This window comes from Pseudomonas sp. CC120222-01a, from assembly GCF_003097235.1.
In the GTDB taxonomy this organism is placed as follows: Bacteria; Pseudomonadota; Gammaproteobacteria; order Pseudomonadales; family Pseudomonadaceae; genus Aquipseudomonas.
This window is the reverse complement of the sequence record NZ_QEQQ01000036.1, coordinates 23,996-39,580: the sequence shown is the minus strand read 5'-3', so window position 1 is coordinate 39,580 and position 15,585 is coordinate 23,996. Positions and strand designations below refer to the sequence as shown.

The 15,585-nt window shown below is 63.6% G+C and carries 16 protein-coding genes and 1 pseudogene; 9 read left to right on the top strand and 8 right to left on the bottom strand.

Annotated features, from left to right (window positions below):
- A pseudogene (locus tag N430_RS30140) lies at positions 1–103 on the bottom strand (IS110 family transposase); the annotation flags it as partial.
- A 237-nt stretch (positions 104–340) separates the two neighbouring features.
- The gene (locus N430_RS27790; protein ID WP_110639847.1) at positions 341–1,930 is read right to left on the bottom strand and encodes an ABC transporter substrate-binding protein; all 1,590 of its coding nucleotides are present in this window, start codon (positions 1,928–1,930) and stop codon (positions 341–343) included.
- Between the two features lie 361 nt (positions 1,931–2,291).
- Between N430_RS27790 and rpmB the strand changes: the two genes are divergently transcribed.
- Both rpmB and rpmG read left to right on the top strand, forming a co-directional pair.
- Positions 2,292–2,528 (top strand): 50S ribosomal protein L28, encoded by a 237-nt coding sequence (rpmB, locus tag N430_RS27785; protein WP_003253504.1) that lies wholly within the window; start codon positions 2,292–2,294, stop codon positions 2,526–2,528.
- An 11-nt stretch (positions 2,529–2,539) separates the two neighbouring features.
- Complete coding sequence (gene rpmG, locus N430_RS27780) at positions 2,540–2,695, top strand: 50S ribosomal protein L33 (protein ID WP_003253507.1); 156 nt, start codon at positions 2,540–2,542, stop codon at positions 2,693–2,695.
- Positions 2,696–2,761: 66 nt separating this feature from the next.
- On the opposite strand, the gene N430_RS27775 is transcribed toward rpmG, so the two are convergent.
- Positions 2,762–2,965, bottom strand: a complete 204-nt coding sequence (locus N430_RS27775) for a hypothetical protein (RefSeq protein WP_110639848.1) — start codon at positions 2,963–2,965, stop codon at positions 2,762–2,764.
- Positions 2,966–3,048: 83 nt separating this feature from the next.
- Positions 3,049–3,408 carry a cupin domain-containing protein gene (locus tag N430_RS27770; protein WP_085676472.1) on the bottom strand — a complete coding sequence of 120 codons (360 nt, stop codon included), beginning with the start codon at positions 3,406–3,408 and terminating at the stop codon, positions 3,049–3,051.
- A gap of 196 nt (positions 3,409–3,604) precedes the next feature.
- On the opposite strand from N430_RS27770, the gene N430_RS27765 reads away from it, so the two are divergent.
- A complete protein-coding gene (locus tag N430_RS27765) occupies positions 3,605–5,098 on the top strand; it encodes an aldehyde dehydrogenase (RefSeq protein ID WP_103448485.1) in 1,494 nt (497 codons plus the stop codon).
- A 142-nt stretch (positions 5,099–5,240) separates the two neighbouring features.
- Positions 5,241–6,380: an MFS transporter gene (locus N430_RS27760; protein WP_110639849.1), complete on the top strand. Its 1,140-nt coding sequence runs from the start codon at positions 5,241–5,243 to the stop codon at positions 6,378–6,380.
- Between the two features lie 2 nt (positions 6,381–6,382).
- On the opposite strand, the gene N430_RS27755 is transcribed toward N430_RS27760, so the two are convergent.
- Both N430_RS27755 and N430_RS27750 read right to left on the bottom strand, forming a co-directional pair.
- A complete protein-coding gene (locus tag N430_RS27755) occupies positions 6,383–7,939 on the bottom strand; it encodes a phospholipase D family protein (protein WP_110639850.1) in 1,557 nt (518 codons plus the stop codon).
- 60 nt (positions 7,940–7,999) lie between these two features.
- A complete protein-coding gene (locus N430_RS27750; protein WP_110639851.1) occupies positions 8,000–9,430 on the bottom strand; it encodes a PLP-dependent aminotransferase family protein in 1,431 nt (476 codons plus the stop codon).
- A 179-nt stretch (positions 9,431–9,609) separates the two neighbouring features.
- On the opposite strand from N430_RS27750, the gene N430_RS27745 reads away from it, so the two are divergent.
- A complete protein-coding gene (locus N430_RS27745; protein ID WP_110639852.1) occupies positions 9,610–9,840 on the top strand; it encodes a DUF1127 domain-containing protein in 231 nt (76 codons plus the stop codon).
- Positions 9,841–9,852: 12 nt separating this feature from the next.
- Here the strand turns inward: N430_RS27745 and N430_RS27740 are convergent, their stop codons facing one another.
- Positions 9,853–11,145 carry an FAD-binding oxidoreductase gene (locus N430_RS27740; RefSeq protein ID WP_110639853.1) on the bottom strand — a complete coding sequence of 431 codons (1,293 nt, stop codon included), beginning with the start codon at positions 11,143–11,145 and terminating at the stop codon, positions 9,853–9,855.
- A gap of 233 nt (positions 11,146–11,378) precedes the next feature.
- Here N430_RS27740 and N430_RS27735 point away from each other — a divergent pair, with 233 nt between their 5' ends.
- On the top strand, positions 11,379–11,732 hold the full coding sequence (locus tag N430_RS27735; protein ID WP_110639854.1) for a YkgJ family cysteine cluster protein: 354 nt from the start codon (positions 11,379–11,381) through the stop codon (positions 11,730–11,732).
- Position 11,733: 1 nt separating this feature from the next.
- Here N430_RS27735 and dadR read toward each other — a convergent pair whose 3' ends face one another.
- A complete protein-coding gene (gene dadR, locus N430_RS27730; protein ID WP_003258963.1) occupies positions 11,734–12,222 on the bottom strand; it encodes a transcriptional regulator DadR in 489 nt (162 codons plus the stop codon).
- Between the two features lie 153 nt (positions 12,223–12,375).
- On the opposite strand from dadR, the gene dadA reads away from it, so the two are divergent.
- From dadA to N430_RS27715, 3 genes are all read left to right on the top strand, one after another.
- A complete protein-coding gene (gene dadA, locus N430_RS27725) occupies positions 12,376–13,680 on the top strand; it encodes a D-amino acid dehydrogenase (RefSeq protein WP_110639855.1) in 1,305 nt (434 codons plus the stop codon).
- A 147-nt stretch (positions 13,681–13,827) separates the two neighbouring features.
- Complete coding sequence (gene alr / locus N430_RS27720; protein ID WP_110639856.1) at positions 13,828–14,901, top strand: alanine racemase; 1,074 nt, start codon at positions 13,828–13,830, stop codon at positions 14,899–14,901.
- Between the two features lie 110 nt (positions 14,902–15,011).
- Entirely contained in the window at positions 15,012–15,560 is a 549-nt protein-coding gene (locus tag N430_RS27715) for a cupin domain-containing protein (protein WP_027917004.1), read from the top strand.
- Positions 15,561–15,585 lie beyond the last annotated feature (25 nt).

The following is a 15,585-nucleotide window of genomic DNA, read 5'->3' as shown; positions in this document are numbered from 1 at the left end:
AGTTTTTGAGCCTGATGATCTCATCGCAATCATCGTGATGAATCACCAGTTCAGCTTTTGCGACATCCGCACCCACGATCAGCTTTCCAACCTGCATTGCCATGGGAGCCACCTCACGTTATGGTTTTTCGGCTTGAAGGGGTTTCACCAAGAGGCGCTGGCTTGCTTCTATCGTCGCTTGCAAACGATGCATTCTTTATCGGCGCTTTGGTGGAAGGGGTGGGGCGATGTCTCCCACGGTCTGTACTGCTGCGAACAGTCAGAATCGGGCATTTAGTCCCACCACCCCTTCAAGTCTAACCATACAAGCGGGCTTGCCCGCGAAGAGGCCGGTGCAGGTTCAGCGAGTAGCCGAGACCTTGCTGAAGTCCAGCCGCCCGAACGGGCTCACCTGGTACCCCTCGACCCCCTGGCGCAACAGCGTCGCCGCCGTCGGGTGCGCCAGCGGCACCCACAGTGCCTGCTGCTGGATCAAGGTCTGTGCCTGTTGGTACAGCCGGCTGCGCACGCTCTGGTCGTTGGTGGTGCGTCCGGCACTGATCAGCTGGTCCAGGCGGTCATCGCAGAACCGTGCGAAGTTGGTCCCCGACTTTACCGCCGCGCAGGAAAATTGCGGGCTGAGGAAGTTGTCCGGGTCGCCGTTGTCGCCGGCCCAGCCCATGAACAGCAGGTCATGTTCGCCGGCTTTGGCCCGGCGGATCAGCTCGCCCCACTCGATCACGCGGATCTCGGCCTTGATGCCGATCTTCGCCAGGTCAGCCTGGAGCATCTGTGCCCCCAGGCTCGGGTTGGGGTTGAGCAGGCTGCCCGACGGGCGGGTCCAGATGGTGGTGCTGAAGCCGTCAGCCAGACCGGCCTTGGTCAGCAGTGCCTTGGCCTTGGTCAGGTTGAGCGGGTAGCCGGGCAAGTCCTTGGCGTAGCTCCAGGTGTTGGGCGGGTAGGGGCCGTTGGCGGCGGTGGCGGTGTCTTCGAACACGGCCTTGAGGTAGGCCTGCTTGTCGAAGGCCAGGTTGATCGCCTGGCGCACTTCAGGCTTGTCCAGCGGCGGGTGTTCGCTGTTGATGGCGACAAAGGCGGTCATGAACGCCGGGGTGGTGGCAACCTTGAGGTTGCCGTCCTTGCCGGCTTCGGCGATGTCCACCGGCTTGGGCGACAGGGCTACCTGGCATTCGCCGCGCTTGAGCTTCTGCAGGCGCACGTTGGCGTCGGGGGTGATGGCGAAAATCAGTGGGTCGACTGCCGGCTTGCCGTCGAAGTAGTCCGGGTTGGCGCGATAGCGCACCACGGCGTCCTTCTGGAAGCGCTGGAAGACGAACGGGCCAGTGCCGATCGGCTGGCTGTTGAGTTTCTCCGGGGTGCCGTCCTTCATCAGCTTGTCGGCGTACTCGGCCGAGTAGATCGAGGCGAAGCCCATGCTCAGGGTGGCCAGGAACGTGGCGTCGGCGTGGGTCAGGGTGAAACGCACGGTGTTGGGTTCCGGGGCCTCGATCGTCTTGATCAGGCTGCCCAGTTGCAGTGACTGGGCGTGCGGGTAGCCGCCCGGCGCGGTCTTGTGCCAGGCGTGGGCGGGGTAAAGCATGCGCTGGAAGCTGAACAGCACGTCGTCGGCGTTCAGTTCGCGGGTCGGCTTGAAGTACGGCGTGGTGTGGAACTTCACCCCGTCGCGCAGCTTGAAGTCGTAGGTCAGGCCGTCAGCCGACACCGTCCAGCTCTGCGCCAGGCTCGGCACCACCTTGCCCTGGCCCGCGTCAAACTCGACCAGGCGGTTCATCAGCACGTCGGCCGAGGCGTTGGTGGTGGTCAGCGAGTTGTACTGGACCACGTCGAAGCCTTCGGGGCTGGCTTCGGTGCAGACGCTCAGCGGGGCGGCCTGGGCAACGCCAGCGGCGAACAGAGAGGTGAACAATAAGGAAAGGGCGGCAGCACGCATCGTGGCTCCTTGGCTGGTCAGTGGCCCATCTGCCGGCGCAGTCTGGAAACGTCCTACCCTAGTGTGCGTTTTCGGAAATGACCACCTTCTTTTTCAGTCGCTTGGCGACGAGCGGTCGACAGCTCGGCGGGCGAGTCGCTATGCTGCTCGCGCGCGATTTGCAGCACACGAATGCTCATCTTCTGTTGTTGCGGCGTAGTCTTTCTGGTATAAAGCAGCGCTCTTTTCTAGGGGCTCGGCCTGTCGCATCAGCGGATCCGGTCGATAAGACCTCCAGAATCACGGCGCCTGGCGCCAAAGACTGAGAGATTAAGCGGCCAACCCATGCCGGGTTGGGCATGTGGTTTTAGAGGGCTGAGTCATGTCGAGAGTCTGTCAAGTTACTGGTAAGGGTCCAGTAACCGGGAACAACATTTCCCACGCAAACAACAAAACCCGTCGTCGTTTCCTGCCGAACCTGCAGCACCACCGTTTCTGGGTTGAATCCGAGAAGCGTTTCGTGCGTCTGCGCGTATCCGCCAAAGGCATGCGTATCATCGACAAGCGCGGCATCGACGCCGTTCTGGTTGATATCCGTAAAGCTGGCGCCAAGGTTTAAGGGAGAACATCATGCGTGAATTGATCCGTCTGGTTTCGAGTGCCGGTACCGGCCACTTCTACACCACCGACAAGAACAAGCGCACCACCCCGGACAAAATCGAGATCAAGAAATACGATCCGGTTGTTCGCAAGCACGTGGTGTACAAGGAAGCCAAGATCAAGTAATTGATCGGCGACCTGAAAAAAACCCGCATCCGAAAGGACGCGGGTTTTTTTATGACTGCAGCCAGGTCAGTTGAAGCTGAAGCCCTGAATCAGCTGGTTGGCATCGGTGCGGATGTGAATCCGGTTGATATCGTACTCGCGTGTGCTGATCTCGTTGGGACCGACGACGCGGGGGCGGCCAGTGATCTCGGTGATGGTGTTTTTCACCGATGGTTCGTAGGGGGTACCGATCAGGTGATCGAGGGTTTGCAGCACTTGGTCGTTGTTCATGGACAGCTTCCTTTAGCATGAAGATGGCCCGATAGGGGCGCGACCATCCTCACGCAGCTGTTCAAGTGACCAGCACTACATAGTTACTTCTGCTCGAACATCACATAAATCTTGCGGCAAGGCTCCAGCACCTCCCAGGTGCCCTTGAAGCCTGCCGGGATGACAAACCGATCACCGGTACGCAAGGTTTTGGCCCCGCCATCCTGGTCACGTAGCACCGAAACACCCTGGACGATCTCGCAGTACTCATGCTCGGTGTAGTTCACCGTCCACTGGCCAACTTCACCTTCCCAGACGCCCGCAGCGAACTGCCCGCATGGGCTGGAATAGTGGTTGTAGACAGCCTGGTCCGGCTCGCCCTTGAGGATTTTTTCCGCGGCCGGGCGGTAGCGTTCGGCCTCGGTGAGAACCTGGGCGAAGTCGATGATGCTGGCGATGCTCATGGTGCGGCTCCTGTTGTTGTTTAATAAAATGCACATCAGTAGGCTTTTAGGCCGCTCGTGTCAAATATATTGATACTTTACCCCGCCTGGTTTAGGGTATCGCTTGCCAGTGTGCGCTCGTCGCCCGGCCAGAATTCTGACAACGCCAGTGAGTCCTCAGTGCGGCGTTGCACCTAAACAAGAGGAGGAGTTTCGTATGACCACCCTGACCCGTGCGGACTGGGAACAACGTGCCCAGCAACTGAAGATCGAAGGCCGCGCCTTCATCAACGGCGAATACACCGACGCCGCATCCGGTGAAACATTCGACTGCCTGAGCCCGGTCGACGGACGCTTCCTGGCCAAGGTTGCCAGCTGCGACCTGGCCGACGCCAACCGCGCCGTGGAAAACGCCCGCGCCACCTTCAATTCCGGCGTCTGGTCGCAACTGGCCCCGGCCAAGCGCAAAGCCAAGCTGATCCGCTTCGCCGACCTGCTGCGCAAGAACGTCGAAGAGCTGGCGCTGCTCGAAACCCTGGACATGGGCAAGCCGATCGGCGACTCCTCCAGCATCGACGTGCCAGGCGCGGCGCAAGCCATTCACTGGACCGCCGAAGCGATCGACAAAGTCTACGACGAAGTCGCCCCGACCCCACACGACCAGCTCGGCCTGGTGACCCGTGAGCCGGTTGGCGTGGTCGGTGCCATCGTGCCGTGGAACTTCCCGCTGCTGATGGCCTGCTGGAAAATCGCCCCGGCCCTGGCTACCGGCAACTCGCTGGTGCTCAAGCCGTCCGAAAAATCCCCGCTGACCGCCATCCGCATCGCCCAGCTGGCGATCGAAGCCGGCATCCCGGCTGGCGTGCTGAACGTGCTGCCAGGCTACGGCCACACCGTGGGCAAGGCCCTGGCACTGCACATGGACGTCGACACCCTGGTGTTCACCGGTTCGACCAAGATCGCCAAGCAACTGATGGTCTACGCTGGCGAGTCGAACATGAAGCGCATCTGGCTGGAAGCCGGTGGCAAGAGCCCGAACATCGTCTTCGCCGACGCCCCGGATCTGCAAGCCGCCGCTGAAGCTGCCGCCAGCGCCATCGCCTTCAACCAGGGCGAAGTCTGCACCGCCGGTTCCCGTCTGCTGGTCGAGCGTTCGATCAAGGACAAGTTCCTGCCAATGGTGGTCGAGGCCCTCAAAGGCTGGAAGCCAGGCAACCCGCTGGACCCACAGACCACCGTCGGTGCCCTGGTCGATACCCAGCAGATGAACACCGTGCTGTCGTACATCGACGCCGGCCACAAGGACGGCGCCAAGCTGCTGGCCGGCGGCAAGCGCACCCTGGAAGAAACCGGCGGCACCTACGTCGAGCCGACCATCTTCGACGGCGTGACCAACGCCATGAAGATCGCCCAGGAAGAGATCTTCGGCCCAGTGCTGTCGGTGATCGCCTTCGACACCGCCGAAGAAGCCATCGCCATCGCCAACGACACCCCGTATGGCCTGGCAGCCGGCATCTGGACCTCGGATATCTCCAAGGCCCACAAGACTGCCCGTGCCGTGCGCGCTGGCAGCGTCTGGGTCAACCAGTACGACGGCGGCGACATGACCGCGCCGTTCGGCGGCTTCAAGCAGTCGGGCAACGGCCGTGACAAGTCGCTGCACGCACTGGAGAAGTACACCGAGCTGAAGGCGACCTGGATCAAGCTGTAATCCGGTAGTCTTTTTCGCGGGCAAGCCCGCTCCCACAGGTACTGCGCTGCTCTCAATGCCAGCGCCGGACCTGAGGGAGCGGGCTTGTCGGACCGCCGCACCGCCGCGAACGGGCCTGGAAAAACCTGCCTGGGAGGCTGCAATGCGTTGGGGAACCTATTTTGCCGTGCTGGCGTCGGTGCTCAGTGTCGGGCTCGCGCTCGGTGTGAGTATGCCGCTGGTGTCCCTGCGCCTTGAGGCCTGGGGCTACGGTGGGTTCGCCATCGGCGTGATGGCGGCGATGCCGGCATTGGGCGTGCTGCTCGGGGCCAGCCTGGCCAGCCGCCTGGCCGGCTGGTTCGGCGTGCCCTCGGCGATGCGCCTGTGCCTGTGGGGCGGGGCGCTGTCCATTGGCCTGGTGGCGCTGCTGCCGAGCTACCCGCTGTGGCTGGCCCTGCGCCTGCTGATCGGCATGTCGCTGACCGTGGTGTTCATCCTTGGCGAGAGCTGGATCAACCAGTTGGTGGTCGAGCAGTGGCGTGGTCGGCTGGTGGCCTTGTACGGCAGTAGCTACGCCTTGAGCCAGCTGGCCGGGCCACTGGTGCTGGGCTTCCTGGGTTCCGACGATGACTTCGGCTTCTGGGCCGCAACCGGGCTGTTGCTGCTGGCACCCTTGCTGCTGCTCGGGCGTGGTGGTGCACCCAGCACCGAAGCCTGCAGCGTGACTTTTGGCGACCTGTTCGTCTTCTGCCGCCGCTTGCCGGTGATTGCCTGGGCTGTCGCCTTGTTCGCTGCCTTCGAAGCGATGATTCTGACGCTGTTGCCGGTGTATTGCCTGCAGCAGGGCTTCACTACCGAAATTGCCTTGTTCATGGTCAGCACCGTGGTGGTCGGCGATGCGGTGCTGCAGCTGCCGATCGGGGCACTGGCCGATCACATGTCACGGCAGTCGCTATTCACCGGTTGTGCGGTGACTTTGATGGTCTCCAGCCTGGCGATTCCGTTGCTGCTGGATACGCCGGCGATCTGGCCCCTGTGGGTACTGTTCGGGGCCAGCGCCGGTGGCCTGTTCACCTTGTCCCTGATCTTGATCGGCGAGCGCTATCGCGATGACGCGCTTGTGCGGGCCAATGCTCATGTGGCGCAGCTGTGGGGTATCGGTTGCCTGCTCGGGCCGTTGCTGGCCGGGGCGGGGAGCCAATGGATCAGCGGGCATGCGCTGCTGTGGCTGATGGCGGCGGGGGCGGCTGGCTTGGTGGTGCTGACCCGCAGGCGCGGAGCGTTCGAGCCAGCTTCGGCCTGAGCCTACAACATCTTCTCCAGGCCAACGGCCTTGCTGATCCAGGCGTTGAACCGCCGCCAGATGCCTCCCGGCTCCGAGGTCAGCATGTGCCGTTGGCCATTGTCCTCGGTCGCCCACACCAGCTTCTCGCCCACCAGCTTGACCTGGTAACTCAACGCCGGCGCCATGCCCTGCTGGGCCAGCTCGCGGGTGTATTCGGCGAGCTCCGGGCTGTCCACCAGCACGCCGACCTCGGTGTTCCACAGCACTGAGCGAGGGTCGAAGTTGAACGAGCCGATAAAGGTCTTGCGCCGGTCGAACACGATGGCCTTGGTGTGCAGGCTCGAATCCGAGCTGCTGCCGTGGAAGCTCAGGCGCGCTGGCACCGGGTCGCCCGGCTGACGACGCAGTTCGAACAGCTGCACGCCGTGCTCGAGCAGTGCGCGGCGATAGGGTGCATAGCCGCCATGCACCGCCGGCACGTCGGTGGCCTCCAGCGAATTGGTCAGCAACTTCACTGAAGCCCCGGCGTCGGCCCGGCCGGTCAGGTACAGCAAGCCCGGCTCGCCCGGTACGAAATAGGCCGACATCAGGATCAGCTCGTGCTGCACGCTGGCCAGGTCCGGTGCCAGTTGCTGGCTCAGCAGCAGGTGCGGGTCCGGCTCATCTTCGGCCAGCACCTTGCTCGGTGCGTCCCACAGTGCCTGGGCGTGGGCCCAGATCAGCTCGTTGCGCCAGACATCCAGGCGCGGCTGCGACTGGTAGGACATGAGCCGGTCGTACAGGGCCTTGCGCTCTACCCGTGCCTGGGCCAGGGACACTTCCAGGCGCTGGCGGCTGGCGCGCAGGTCGTCGGCATCCGGTTCGCTCCAGAGGAAGTCGGTGATCGGTCGGCTCAGGGCGCTGTTCCAGTACTGGTCGAAGCTGTGCCCCAACTGCTCGGCGATCGGACCCACGCCAAGCAGGTCGATGTCGGTGAAGTTGAGGTTGGGCTCGGCATCGAAGTACTCGTCACCCAGGTTGCGCCCGCCGACGATGGCCATGCTGTTGTCTACCAGGAACAACTTGTTGTGCATGCGCCGGTGCTGGCGCGACAGGTTGAACAGGCGGCCGACGGCGCGTGTCGCGCCGGTGCTGCGCCCCAGATGCAACGGGTTGAATACGCGGATCTGGATGTTCGGGTGGGCGTCGAGGGTGCCCATGATGGTGTCCAGGCCATCGCTGGTGGTGTCATCGAGCAGAATGCGCACGCGCACACCGCGGTCGGCTGCACGCAACAGCTCGTGCACCAGGGCGCGGGTGCTCAAGCCATCGTGGACGATGTAGTACTGCAGGTCGATGCTCGCCTGGGCGTTGCGGATCAACTCGGCGCGGGCACGGAAGGCCTCGTTGCTGTTGGGTAGCAGGCGAAAGCCCGAGCGCCCGTCATAGGGCGCGGCCTGGCGCAGCACCGAACGGCCGAAGGCTGACTCGCTGGCGGGCAGTGCTTGGCTGGTTTCGCGGGGCGTGCCGATGCTGGCACAGCCGTTGAGGCCGAGCAGCAGCACCAGCAGCAGAGGCAAGGCTCGCTGGAGTCTCAAGGGTGGATCGTCCTGTACGGCAAAGCGCTAAGGGGTTGGACTACGAAAGGCGGCGCAAAGTTACGCCTCGGCGTGGTCTTCATCCAGTAGACGAAGGGCGGTTTCACCTACCTTGCGCACGGCTGCCTCGATCTGCGGCGTTGGCCGCGCGGCGAAGTTCATGCGCAGGCAATGGCGGAAATTGCCCGAGGCCGAGAAGATGCTGCCCACGGCAATCTGTACACCCTGCTCCAGTAAAGCGCGGTTCAGCCGCAGCGTATCGAAATGTTCGGGCAATTCCACCCACAGCATGAAGCCACCTTGCGGTCGGCTGACCCGGGTGCCGGGCGGGAAATAGCGGTTTACCCAGTCGCTCATCAGGTCACGACCACGCTGGTACTGGCTGCGCATGCGTCGCACATGGGGCTGGTAGTGGCCGGCGGCGATGAAGTCGGCGATCGCCAGTTGCGGCTGGCTCGCAGTGCTGCCGGTGCTGATGTACTTCATGTGCAGCACCCGTTCCAGATAGCGGCCGGGGGCGACCCAGCCGATGCGCAGGCCGGGGGCGAGGGTCTTGGAAAACGAACTGCACAGCAGCACGCGGCCGTCGTCGTCGAACGACTTGAGCGTGCGTGGGCGCGGGTAGGTGTAGGCCAGGTCGCCATACACATCGTCTTCGAGGATCGCCACATCGTAGCGTTGGGCCAGGTTCAACAGGGCTTTCTTGCGCGCCTCGGGCATGATGTAGCCGAGCGGGTTGTTGCAGCTCGGGGTGATCTGGATGAGCTTGATCGGCCATTGCTCAAGGGCCAGCTCCAGGGCTTCGAGGCTGATGCCGGTGACCGGGTCGGTAGGAATTTCCAGGGCCTTCATGCCCAGGCCTTTGAGGGTCTGCATGGCGCCGTGAAAGCTTGGCGAGTCGACCGCGACGATATCGCCCGGCTCGCACACTGCGCGGATGCTGCACGACAGCGCTTCATGGCAGCCCGTGGTCACCACCAGGTCGGCCGGCCCCAGGCGGCAGCCGGAGTCGAGCATCAGCCGGGCGATCTGCTCGCGCAGGGCCAGGTTGCCATGGATGTTGTCGTAGTACAGGCCCGGCATGTCCTGGCGCCGGCTCAGCTGGGCGAGGCTGCGCAGCAGCGGCTTGAGGGTCGGGCTGTCGATGTCGGGCATGCCGCGGCCAAGCTGGATCACGTCCTGACGCGGGGTACTGCGTACCAGTTCGAGCACCTGTTCCCATTGCGAGATATCCACCGGGCGTTGGGCCGGGCGGCTGACTGCGGGCAGGGCAGGGAGGTGGCGATGGTCGCTGACGAAGTAGCCGGACTTGGGCCGTGGCGAGACCATGCCGCTGTCTTCGAGCATGCGGTAGGCCTGCTGCACGGTGCTCAGGCTGACCCCGTGCTCCACGCTCAGGGCGCGCACCGATGGCAGGCGCTGGCCGGGCCGGTAGAGGCCCTGTTCGATGCGCGCACCGAGCAGTTCGGCCAGGTTAAGGTAGAGAGTCACGGCATACTCCTACGCTTCTTGTAGGAAGCGACCAGTACAGTTGCGTTGAAAATACAACATTCAGGCGCCAGACGACCAATTCTGTATGGGAATAATAAGCCTGTATTGGCTCTGTATTGCCACACTGGTCGTCGCGCATGCTTTCTCCACGGTTACACACTGAATGGGAGAGAGCAGCGATGGGTGGCATGAGCGATGTGCGCTTGCAACTGTTGGCCAAGGAGCTGGACGCCGGGCAGCAGACCAAGGTTTTCAACGCACCGGCAGGGCTTGGGCGTTGGGGGCTGATGCTGCATCGCTGGCACACTCGCCGGGCCCTGTTGCAGCTGGATGATGACCAGCTGCGGGACATCGGGCTGAGCTGGGAGCAGGCACGTAGCGAGGGGCGCAAACCCTTCTGGAAAGACTAGGAATCCAGGGCCTCAGACCAGCTCTTTGAGCCGATGCCAGAGCATCCCCAAGGCCAGTACTGGCGAGCGCAGGTGCTTGCCGCCGGGGAAGGTGACGTGCGGCACCTTGGCAAACAGGTCGAAGCGCCCGCTTTGCTGGCCGCTGATCGCTTCACCCAGCAGGCGCGCGGCCAGGTGGGTGGCGTTGAGGCCGTGGCCCGCGTAGGCCTGGGCGTAATAGACGTTAGGCTGGCTGGCCAGGCGGCCGATCTGTGGCAGGCGGTTGGCGCCGATGCCGATCATGCCGCCCCACTGATAGTCGATGCGCACATCCGCCAGCTGCGGGAACACCTTGAGCATCTTTGGCCGCATGTAGGCAGCGATGTCCTTGGGGTCGCGCCCGGAATAGTGGCAGGCACCGCCGAACAACAGGCGGCGGTCGGCCGACAGGCGATAGTAGTCCAGCGCCACGCGCTGGTCGCACACGGCCATGTTCTGCGGCAGCAACTGATGGGCGCGTTCTTCGTCCAGTGGCTCGGTGGCAATGATGTAGCTACCGGCGGGCAGCACCTTGCCGCCCAGTTCGCGGTTGAGGTCGTTGTGGTAGGCGTTGCAGCACAGCACCAGGGTCTTGGCGCGCACCCGGCCCTGGGCGGTGTGCACCTGGACTTCAGGGCCGTAGTCGATACGTGTGACCTCGGACTGCTCGAACAGCTTCACGCCCAGGCGACTGGCCACAGCCGCTTCACCCAGGGCCAGGTTGAGTGGGTGCAGGTGGCCCGACCCCATGTCGATCAGGCCGCCGACGTAGCGGTCGGAGCCCACCACGCTGTGCATGTCGTCCTTGCCGACCAGGCGCAGTTCGTGGCCGTAGCCCAGGCTGCGCAGTTCTTCGGCATCTTCGGCAAAGCCCTTCAGCTCGTCGGGTTTGTTGGCCAGGTCGCAGTAGCCCCAGGTCAGGTCGCAGGCGATGGCGTGGCGCTCGACTCGTTCGCGAACGATTTGCACGGCTTCCAGGCCCATCAGCCTCATGCTGCGTACGCCTTCCTCGCCGATCACCGGGAGAAACTGCTCCAGGCCGTGACCGACGCCGCGAATCAGCTGGCCGCCGTTGCGCCCGCTGGCGCCCCAGCCGAGCTTGCGCGCTTCCAGGAGGATCACCGAGAAGCCGCGCTCGGCCAGTTCGATGGCGGTGTTCAGGCCCGAGTAGCCGCCACCGACGATACACACGTCGGCGCTGTGTTCGCCTTGCAGGAAGGAGTGATCCGGGTGGGGCGCGCTGCTGGCGGCGTAGTAGGAGGCGGCGTGCTGCGCGCTGTGGATCATGTGGCAGGTCCTGGCATTGGGCTGGAGGAGGGAGGATAAGCTGCGACCTCAGGGTGGGCAACCGGACTGTGGGAGCGGCCTTGTGTCGCGAAAGGGGTGCGAAGCGCCCCCAGGATTTCAGCCTCGCAGCACATATTGCCGGGGCCGCTTTGCGGCCCTTTCGCGACACAAGGCCGCTCCCACAGGTGATTGGCCCTATAATCCAGTTTCAGCTTTCAGCCCTGTACTTGGCCATGTCCTGCAACCGTCACAAGATCCACTTCCTGCGCGAGCTCATTCCTTCGTTCGAATGCGAGCCCGGCTGCCACGACTGCTGCGGCCCGGTCACCACGTCGTCCGAAGAGATGGCCCGCCTGCCGCGCAAGACCCAGGCCGAGCAGGATGCCGCGCTGGAGCACCTGAACTGCGTGCACCTGGGCCCCAACGGCTGCACCGTCTATGAAGAACGGCCGATGATCTGCCGCCTGTTCGGCACCACGCCGCGCATGGCCTGCCCGCGTGGGCGTGGCCCGGACCCGATGATCGAGCCCGAAGCCGAACAGTTGGTCCACCAGTTCATCGCCAGCACGCGCCAGGTGCTGGTCTAGTTCAATCTGGGATCGGCAGGCAGAGGCTCTCTTTCACCTCTTCCATCACGATGTAGCTCTTCGACTCGCGCACGTGTGGCAGCTTCAGCAGGATGTCGCCGAGCAGCTTGCGGTACGAGGCCATTTCCGAAATACGCGCTTTCACCAGGTAGTCGAAGTCACCGGATACCAGGTGGCATTCCAGCACATGGGGCAGCTTGAGCACCGCACGGCGGAACTCCTCGAAGGTGTCGCCAGACTTGTAGTCCAGGCTGATTTCCACGAACACCAGCAGGCTGCCCTTGAGGTGCTGCGGATTCAGCCGGGCGTTGTAGCCCATGATGATGCCCTCGCGCTCCAGGCGGCGTACGCGCTCGGTGCAAGGGGTGGTGGAAAGCCCAACTTTCTCGCCCAGTTCGGTGAAGGAAATACGCCCGTCATTCTGCAGGATGCGCAGGATGTTACGGTCGATCTTGTCCAGTTCACGCTTGCTCTGGTGCTGGGTTCTCATAGGGGATGCCCCTCCGTGAAAGGCGATTTTGCCGAGAATTCTCGCCAATAATAGGCTTTTATATAGTGAATTGCACTGGGCTGAGATTCTTATACTGCGCGCATCCATGCCATATCAACAAAATAGCGGTGCGCCGCGTGCGAGGGATGAACGATGCGAGTATTGGTACTTGGTAGCGGTGTGATCGGTACCGCCAGTGCCTATTATCTGGCCCGGCAAGGCTTCGAGGTGACTGTGGTCGACCGCCAGCCGGCAGTGGCCCTGGAAACCAGCTTTGCCAACGCAGGCCAGATCTCGCCCGGCTATGCCTCGCCCTGGGCCGCCCCAGGCGTGCCGCTGAAAGCCATCAAGTGGCTGCTGGAGCGCCACGCGCCCCTGGCCATCAAGCTGACCGGTGATGTCGACCAGTACCTGTGGATGGCGCAGATGCTGCGCAACTGCACCGCCAGCCGTTACGCAGTGAACAAGGAGCGCATGGTGCGCCTGTCCGAGTACAGCCGTGACTGCCTCGACGAACTGCGCGCCGAAACCGGTATTGCCTACGAGAACCGCAGCCTGGGTACTACCCAGCTGTTCCGCACCCAGGCCCAGGTTGACGCCGCGGCCAAGGACATTGCCGTGCTCGAACAGTCCGGCGTGCCTTACGAGCTGCTTGACCGCGATGGCATCGCCCGTGTCGAACCGGCCCTGGCTGGTGTGAAAGACATCCTCGCCGGCGCCCTGCGCCTGCCTAACGACCAGACCGGCGACTGCCAGCTGTTCACCACCAAGCTCGCCGAAATGGCTGTGAAGCTGGGTGTAGAGTTCCGCTTTGGTCAGGACATCCAGCGCCTGGACTTCGCCGGTGACCGCATCAACGGCGTATGGATCGACGGCAAGCTGGAAACCGCCGACCGCTACGTGCTGGCCCTGGGCAGCTACTCGCCGCAGATGCTCAAGCCATTGGGTATCAAGGCCCCGGTGTATCCGCTCAAGGGTTACTCGCTGACCGTGCCGATCACCAATGCCGACATGGCGCCGACCTCGACCATTCTCGACGAGACCTACAAGGTCGCGATCACCCGTTTCGACAACCGCATCCGCGTTGGCGGCATGGCTGAAATCGCCGGTTTTGACCTGTCGCTGAACCCGCGTCGACGCGAAACGCTGGAGATGATCGTCAACGACCTTTATCCTCGCGGCGGCGACCTGAGCCAGGCCAGTTTCTGGACCGGCCTGCGCCCGGCGACCCCGGACGGTACGCCGATCGTGGGTGCCACCGCGTTCCGCAACCTGTTCCTCAACACCGGCCACGGTACGCTGGGCTGGACCATGGCGTGCGGTTCCGGCCGCCTGCTGGCTGACCTGATTGCGCGCAAGAAGCCGCAGATCAGTGCCGAAGGCCTGGACATTTCCCGGTATGGCAACAGCCCGGAAGTCGCCAAGCACGGTCAGACTGCGCCTGCCCACCAGCAGTAAGGTGCCTGTACCGGCCCTTTCGCGGGCAAGCCCGCTCCCACAGGAGCATCACAGGCCTTGAGCACTGTGCAGTCCCTGTGGGAGCGGGCTCGCCCGCGAAGAATCCAACACCGTTTTCAACTTGTGAACCACCATAAGGCAGCCGCCATGCGTCCCGCCCGCGCCCTGATCGACCTGCAAGCCCTCCGCCACAACTACCGCCTGGCCCGTGAACTGTCCGGTGCCAAGGCCCTCGCCGTGGTCAAGGCCGACGCCTACGGCCACGGTGCCGTGCGCTGCGCCCTGGCCCTGGAGCCCGAAGCCGATGGCTTTGCCGTGGCCTGCATCGAAGAAGCGCTGGAGTTGCGTGCCGCCGGCATCAAGGCCCCTGTCCTGCTGCTCGAAGGCTTTTTCGAAGCCAGCGAGCTGGCGCTGATCGCCGAGCACGACCTGTGGTGCGTGGTGCATTCGCTGTGGCAGCTCCAAGCCATCGAACAGACCCAGGTGCACAAGCCGCTGACCATCTGGCTCAAGCTCGACAGCGGCATGCACCGCGTCGGCCTGCACCCCAAGGACTACCACGACGCCTACCAGCGCCTGCTGGCCAGCGGCAAGGTTTCGCGCATCGTGCTGATGAGCCACTTTGCCCGTGCCGACGAGCCGGAGGCCGACGCCACCGAGCAGCAGATCGCCGTGTTCAATGCCGCCCGTGAAGGCCTGGCTGCCGAATGCAGCCTGCGCAACTCGCCCGGTGTATTGGCCTGGCCGCAGGCCCCGAGCGACTGGGTGCGCCCGGGCATCATGCTGTACGGCGCCAGCCCCTTCGAGGCCGACCAGCCCCAAGCCGCACGGTTGCAGCCGGTGATGACCCTGCAATCACGGGTCATCAGCGTGCGCGAGCTGCCTACCGGGGAGCCGGTGGGCTACGGTGCCAAGTTCGTCAGCCCGCGCCCGACCCGCGTTGGTGTGGTCGCCATGGGCTATGCCGACGGCTACCCGCGCCATGCGCCCACCGGCACCCCGGTGATGGTCGCCGGCAAGCGCAGCCAGCTGATTGGCCGTGTGTCGATGGACATGCTCTGCATCGACCTCACCGACGTGCCCGAAGCCACTGTCGGCAGCCCGGTCGAGCTGTGGGGCAAGCAGGTGCTGGCCAGTGATGTGGCGATGCAGGCCGGGAGCATTCCCTACCAGATCTTCTGCAACCTGAAACGCGTGCCGCTGGACTATTACGGCGAATAAGGCGCCGAAGCGGACAGCGTGAGGGGCGGTGTGTTGTAAATACTGAACGGCATTGCCATGATATCGTTCACATTCACCCCGCCATCTCACCGTTTCAGGAGGCTCCAGCTTTGGACGTCGGCGAACGACTGCAAGCCATCCGCAAGCTCAAGGGCCTGTCCCAGCGGGAACTCGCCAAGCGCGCGGGGGTGACCAACAGCACCATCTCGATGATCGAGAAGAACAGCGTCAGCCCCTCGATCAGTTCGCTGCGCAAGGTGCTCAGCGGCATTCCCATGTCGATGGTCGAATTCTTTTCGGTCGAGTTGGAGGCCGAAAGCCCGGCACAGATCGTCTACAAGGCCCATGAGCTGATCGACATCTCCGACGGTGCAGTGACCATGAAGCTGGTCGGCAAGTCGCACCCGAATCGCGCCATCGCTTTCCTCACCGAGGTCTACCCACCGGGTGCCGACACCGGTGCCGAGATGCTCACCCACGACGGTGAAGAAACCGGCATCCTGCTCGAAGGCAAGCTCGAACTGGTGGTGGGCAACGAGATCTTCATCCTCGAAGCTGGCGACAGCTATTACTTCGAGAGCACCCGCCCGCACCGTTTCCGCAACCCGTTCGACGCGCCTGCGCGGCTGATCAGCGCGGCGACACCGTCGAACTTTTGATCCAGCGCAGTGCAATGCTTCGGCA

What these genes read in the sequence shown, in the direction of transcription:
- N430_RS27790 (WP_110639847.1), bottom strand. Translation starts at nt 1,930, where the DNA reads ATGCGTGCTGCCGCCCTTTCCTTATTGTTCACCTCTCTGTTCGCCGCT.
- rpmB (WP_003253504.1), top strand. Translation starts at nt 2,292, where the DNA reads ATGTCGAGAGTCTGTCAAGTTACTGGTAAGGGTCCAGTAACCGGGAAC.
- rpmG (WP_003253507.1), top strand. Translation starts at nt 2,540, where the DNA reads ATGCGTGAATTGATCCGTCTGGTTTCGAGTGCCGGTACCGGCCACTTC.
- N430_RS27775 (WP_110639848.1), bottom strand. Translation starts at nt 2,965, where the DNA reads ATGAACAACGACCAAGTGCTGCAAACCCTCGATCACCTGATCGGTACC.
- N430_RS27770 (WP_085676472.1), bottom strand. Translation starts at nt 3,408, where the DNA reads ATGAGCATCGCCAGCATCATCGACTTCGCCCAGGTTCTCACCGAGGCC.
- N430_RS27765 (WP_103448485.1), top strand. Translation starts at nt 3,605, where the DNA reads ATGACCACCCTGACCCGTGCGGACTGGGAACAACGTGCCCAGCAACTG.
- N430_RS27760 (WP_110639849.1), top strand. Translation starts at nt 5,241, where the DNA reads ATGCGTTGGGGAACCTATTTTGCCGTGCTGGCGTCGGTGCTCAGTGTC.
- N430_RS27745 (WP_110639852.1), top strand. Translation starts at nt 9,610, where the DNA reads ATGGGTGGCATGAGCGATGTGCGCTTGCAACTGTTGGCCAAGGAGCTG.
- N430_RS27740 (WP_110639853.1), bottom strand. Translation starts at nt 11,145, where the DNA reads ATGATCCACAGCGCGCAGCACGCCGCCTCCTACTACGCCGCCAGCAGC.
- N430_RS27735 (WP_110639854.1), top strand. Translation starts at nt 11,379, where the DNA reads ATGTCCTGCAACCGTCACAAGATCCACTTCCTGCGCGAGCTCATTCCT.
- dadR (WP_003258963.1), bottom strand. Translation starts at nt 12,222, where the DNA reads ATGAGAACCCAGCACCAGAGCAAGCGTGAACTGGACAAGATCGACCGT.
- dadA (WP_110639855.1), top strand. Translation starts at nt 12,376, where the DNA reads ATGCGAGTATTGGTACTTGGTAGCGGTGTGATCGGTACCGCCAGTGCC.
- alr (WP_110639856.1), top strand. Translation starts at nt 13,828, where the DNA reads ATGCGTCCCGCCCGCGCCCTGATCGACCTGCAAGCCCTCCGCCACAAC.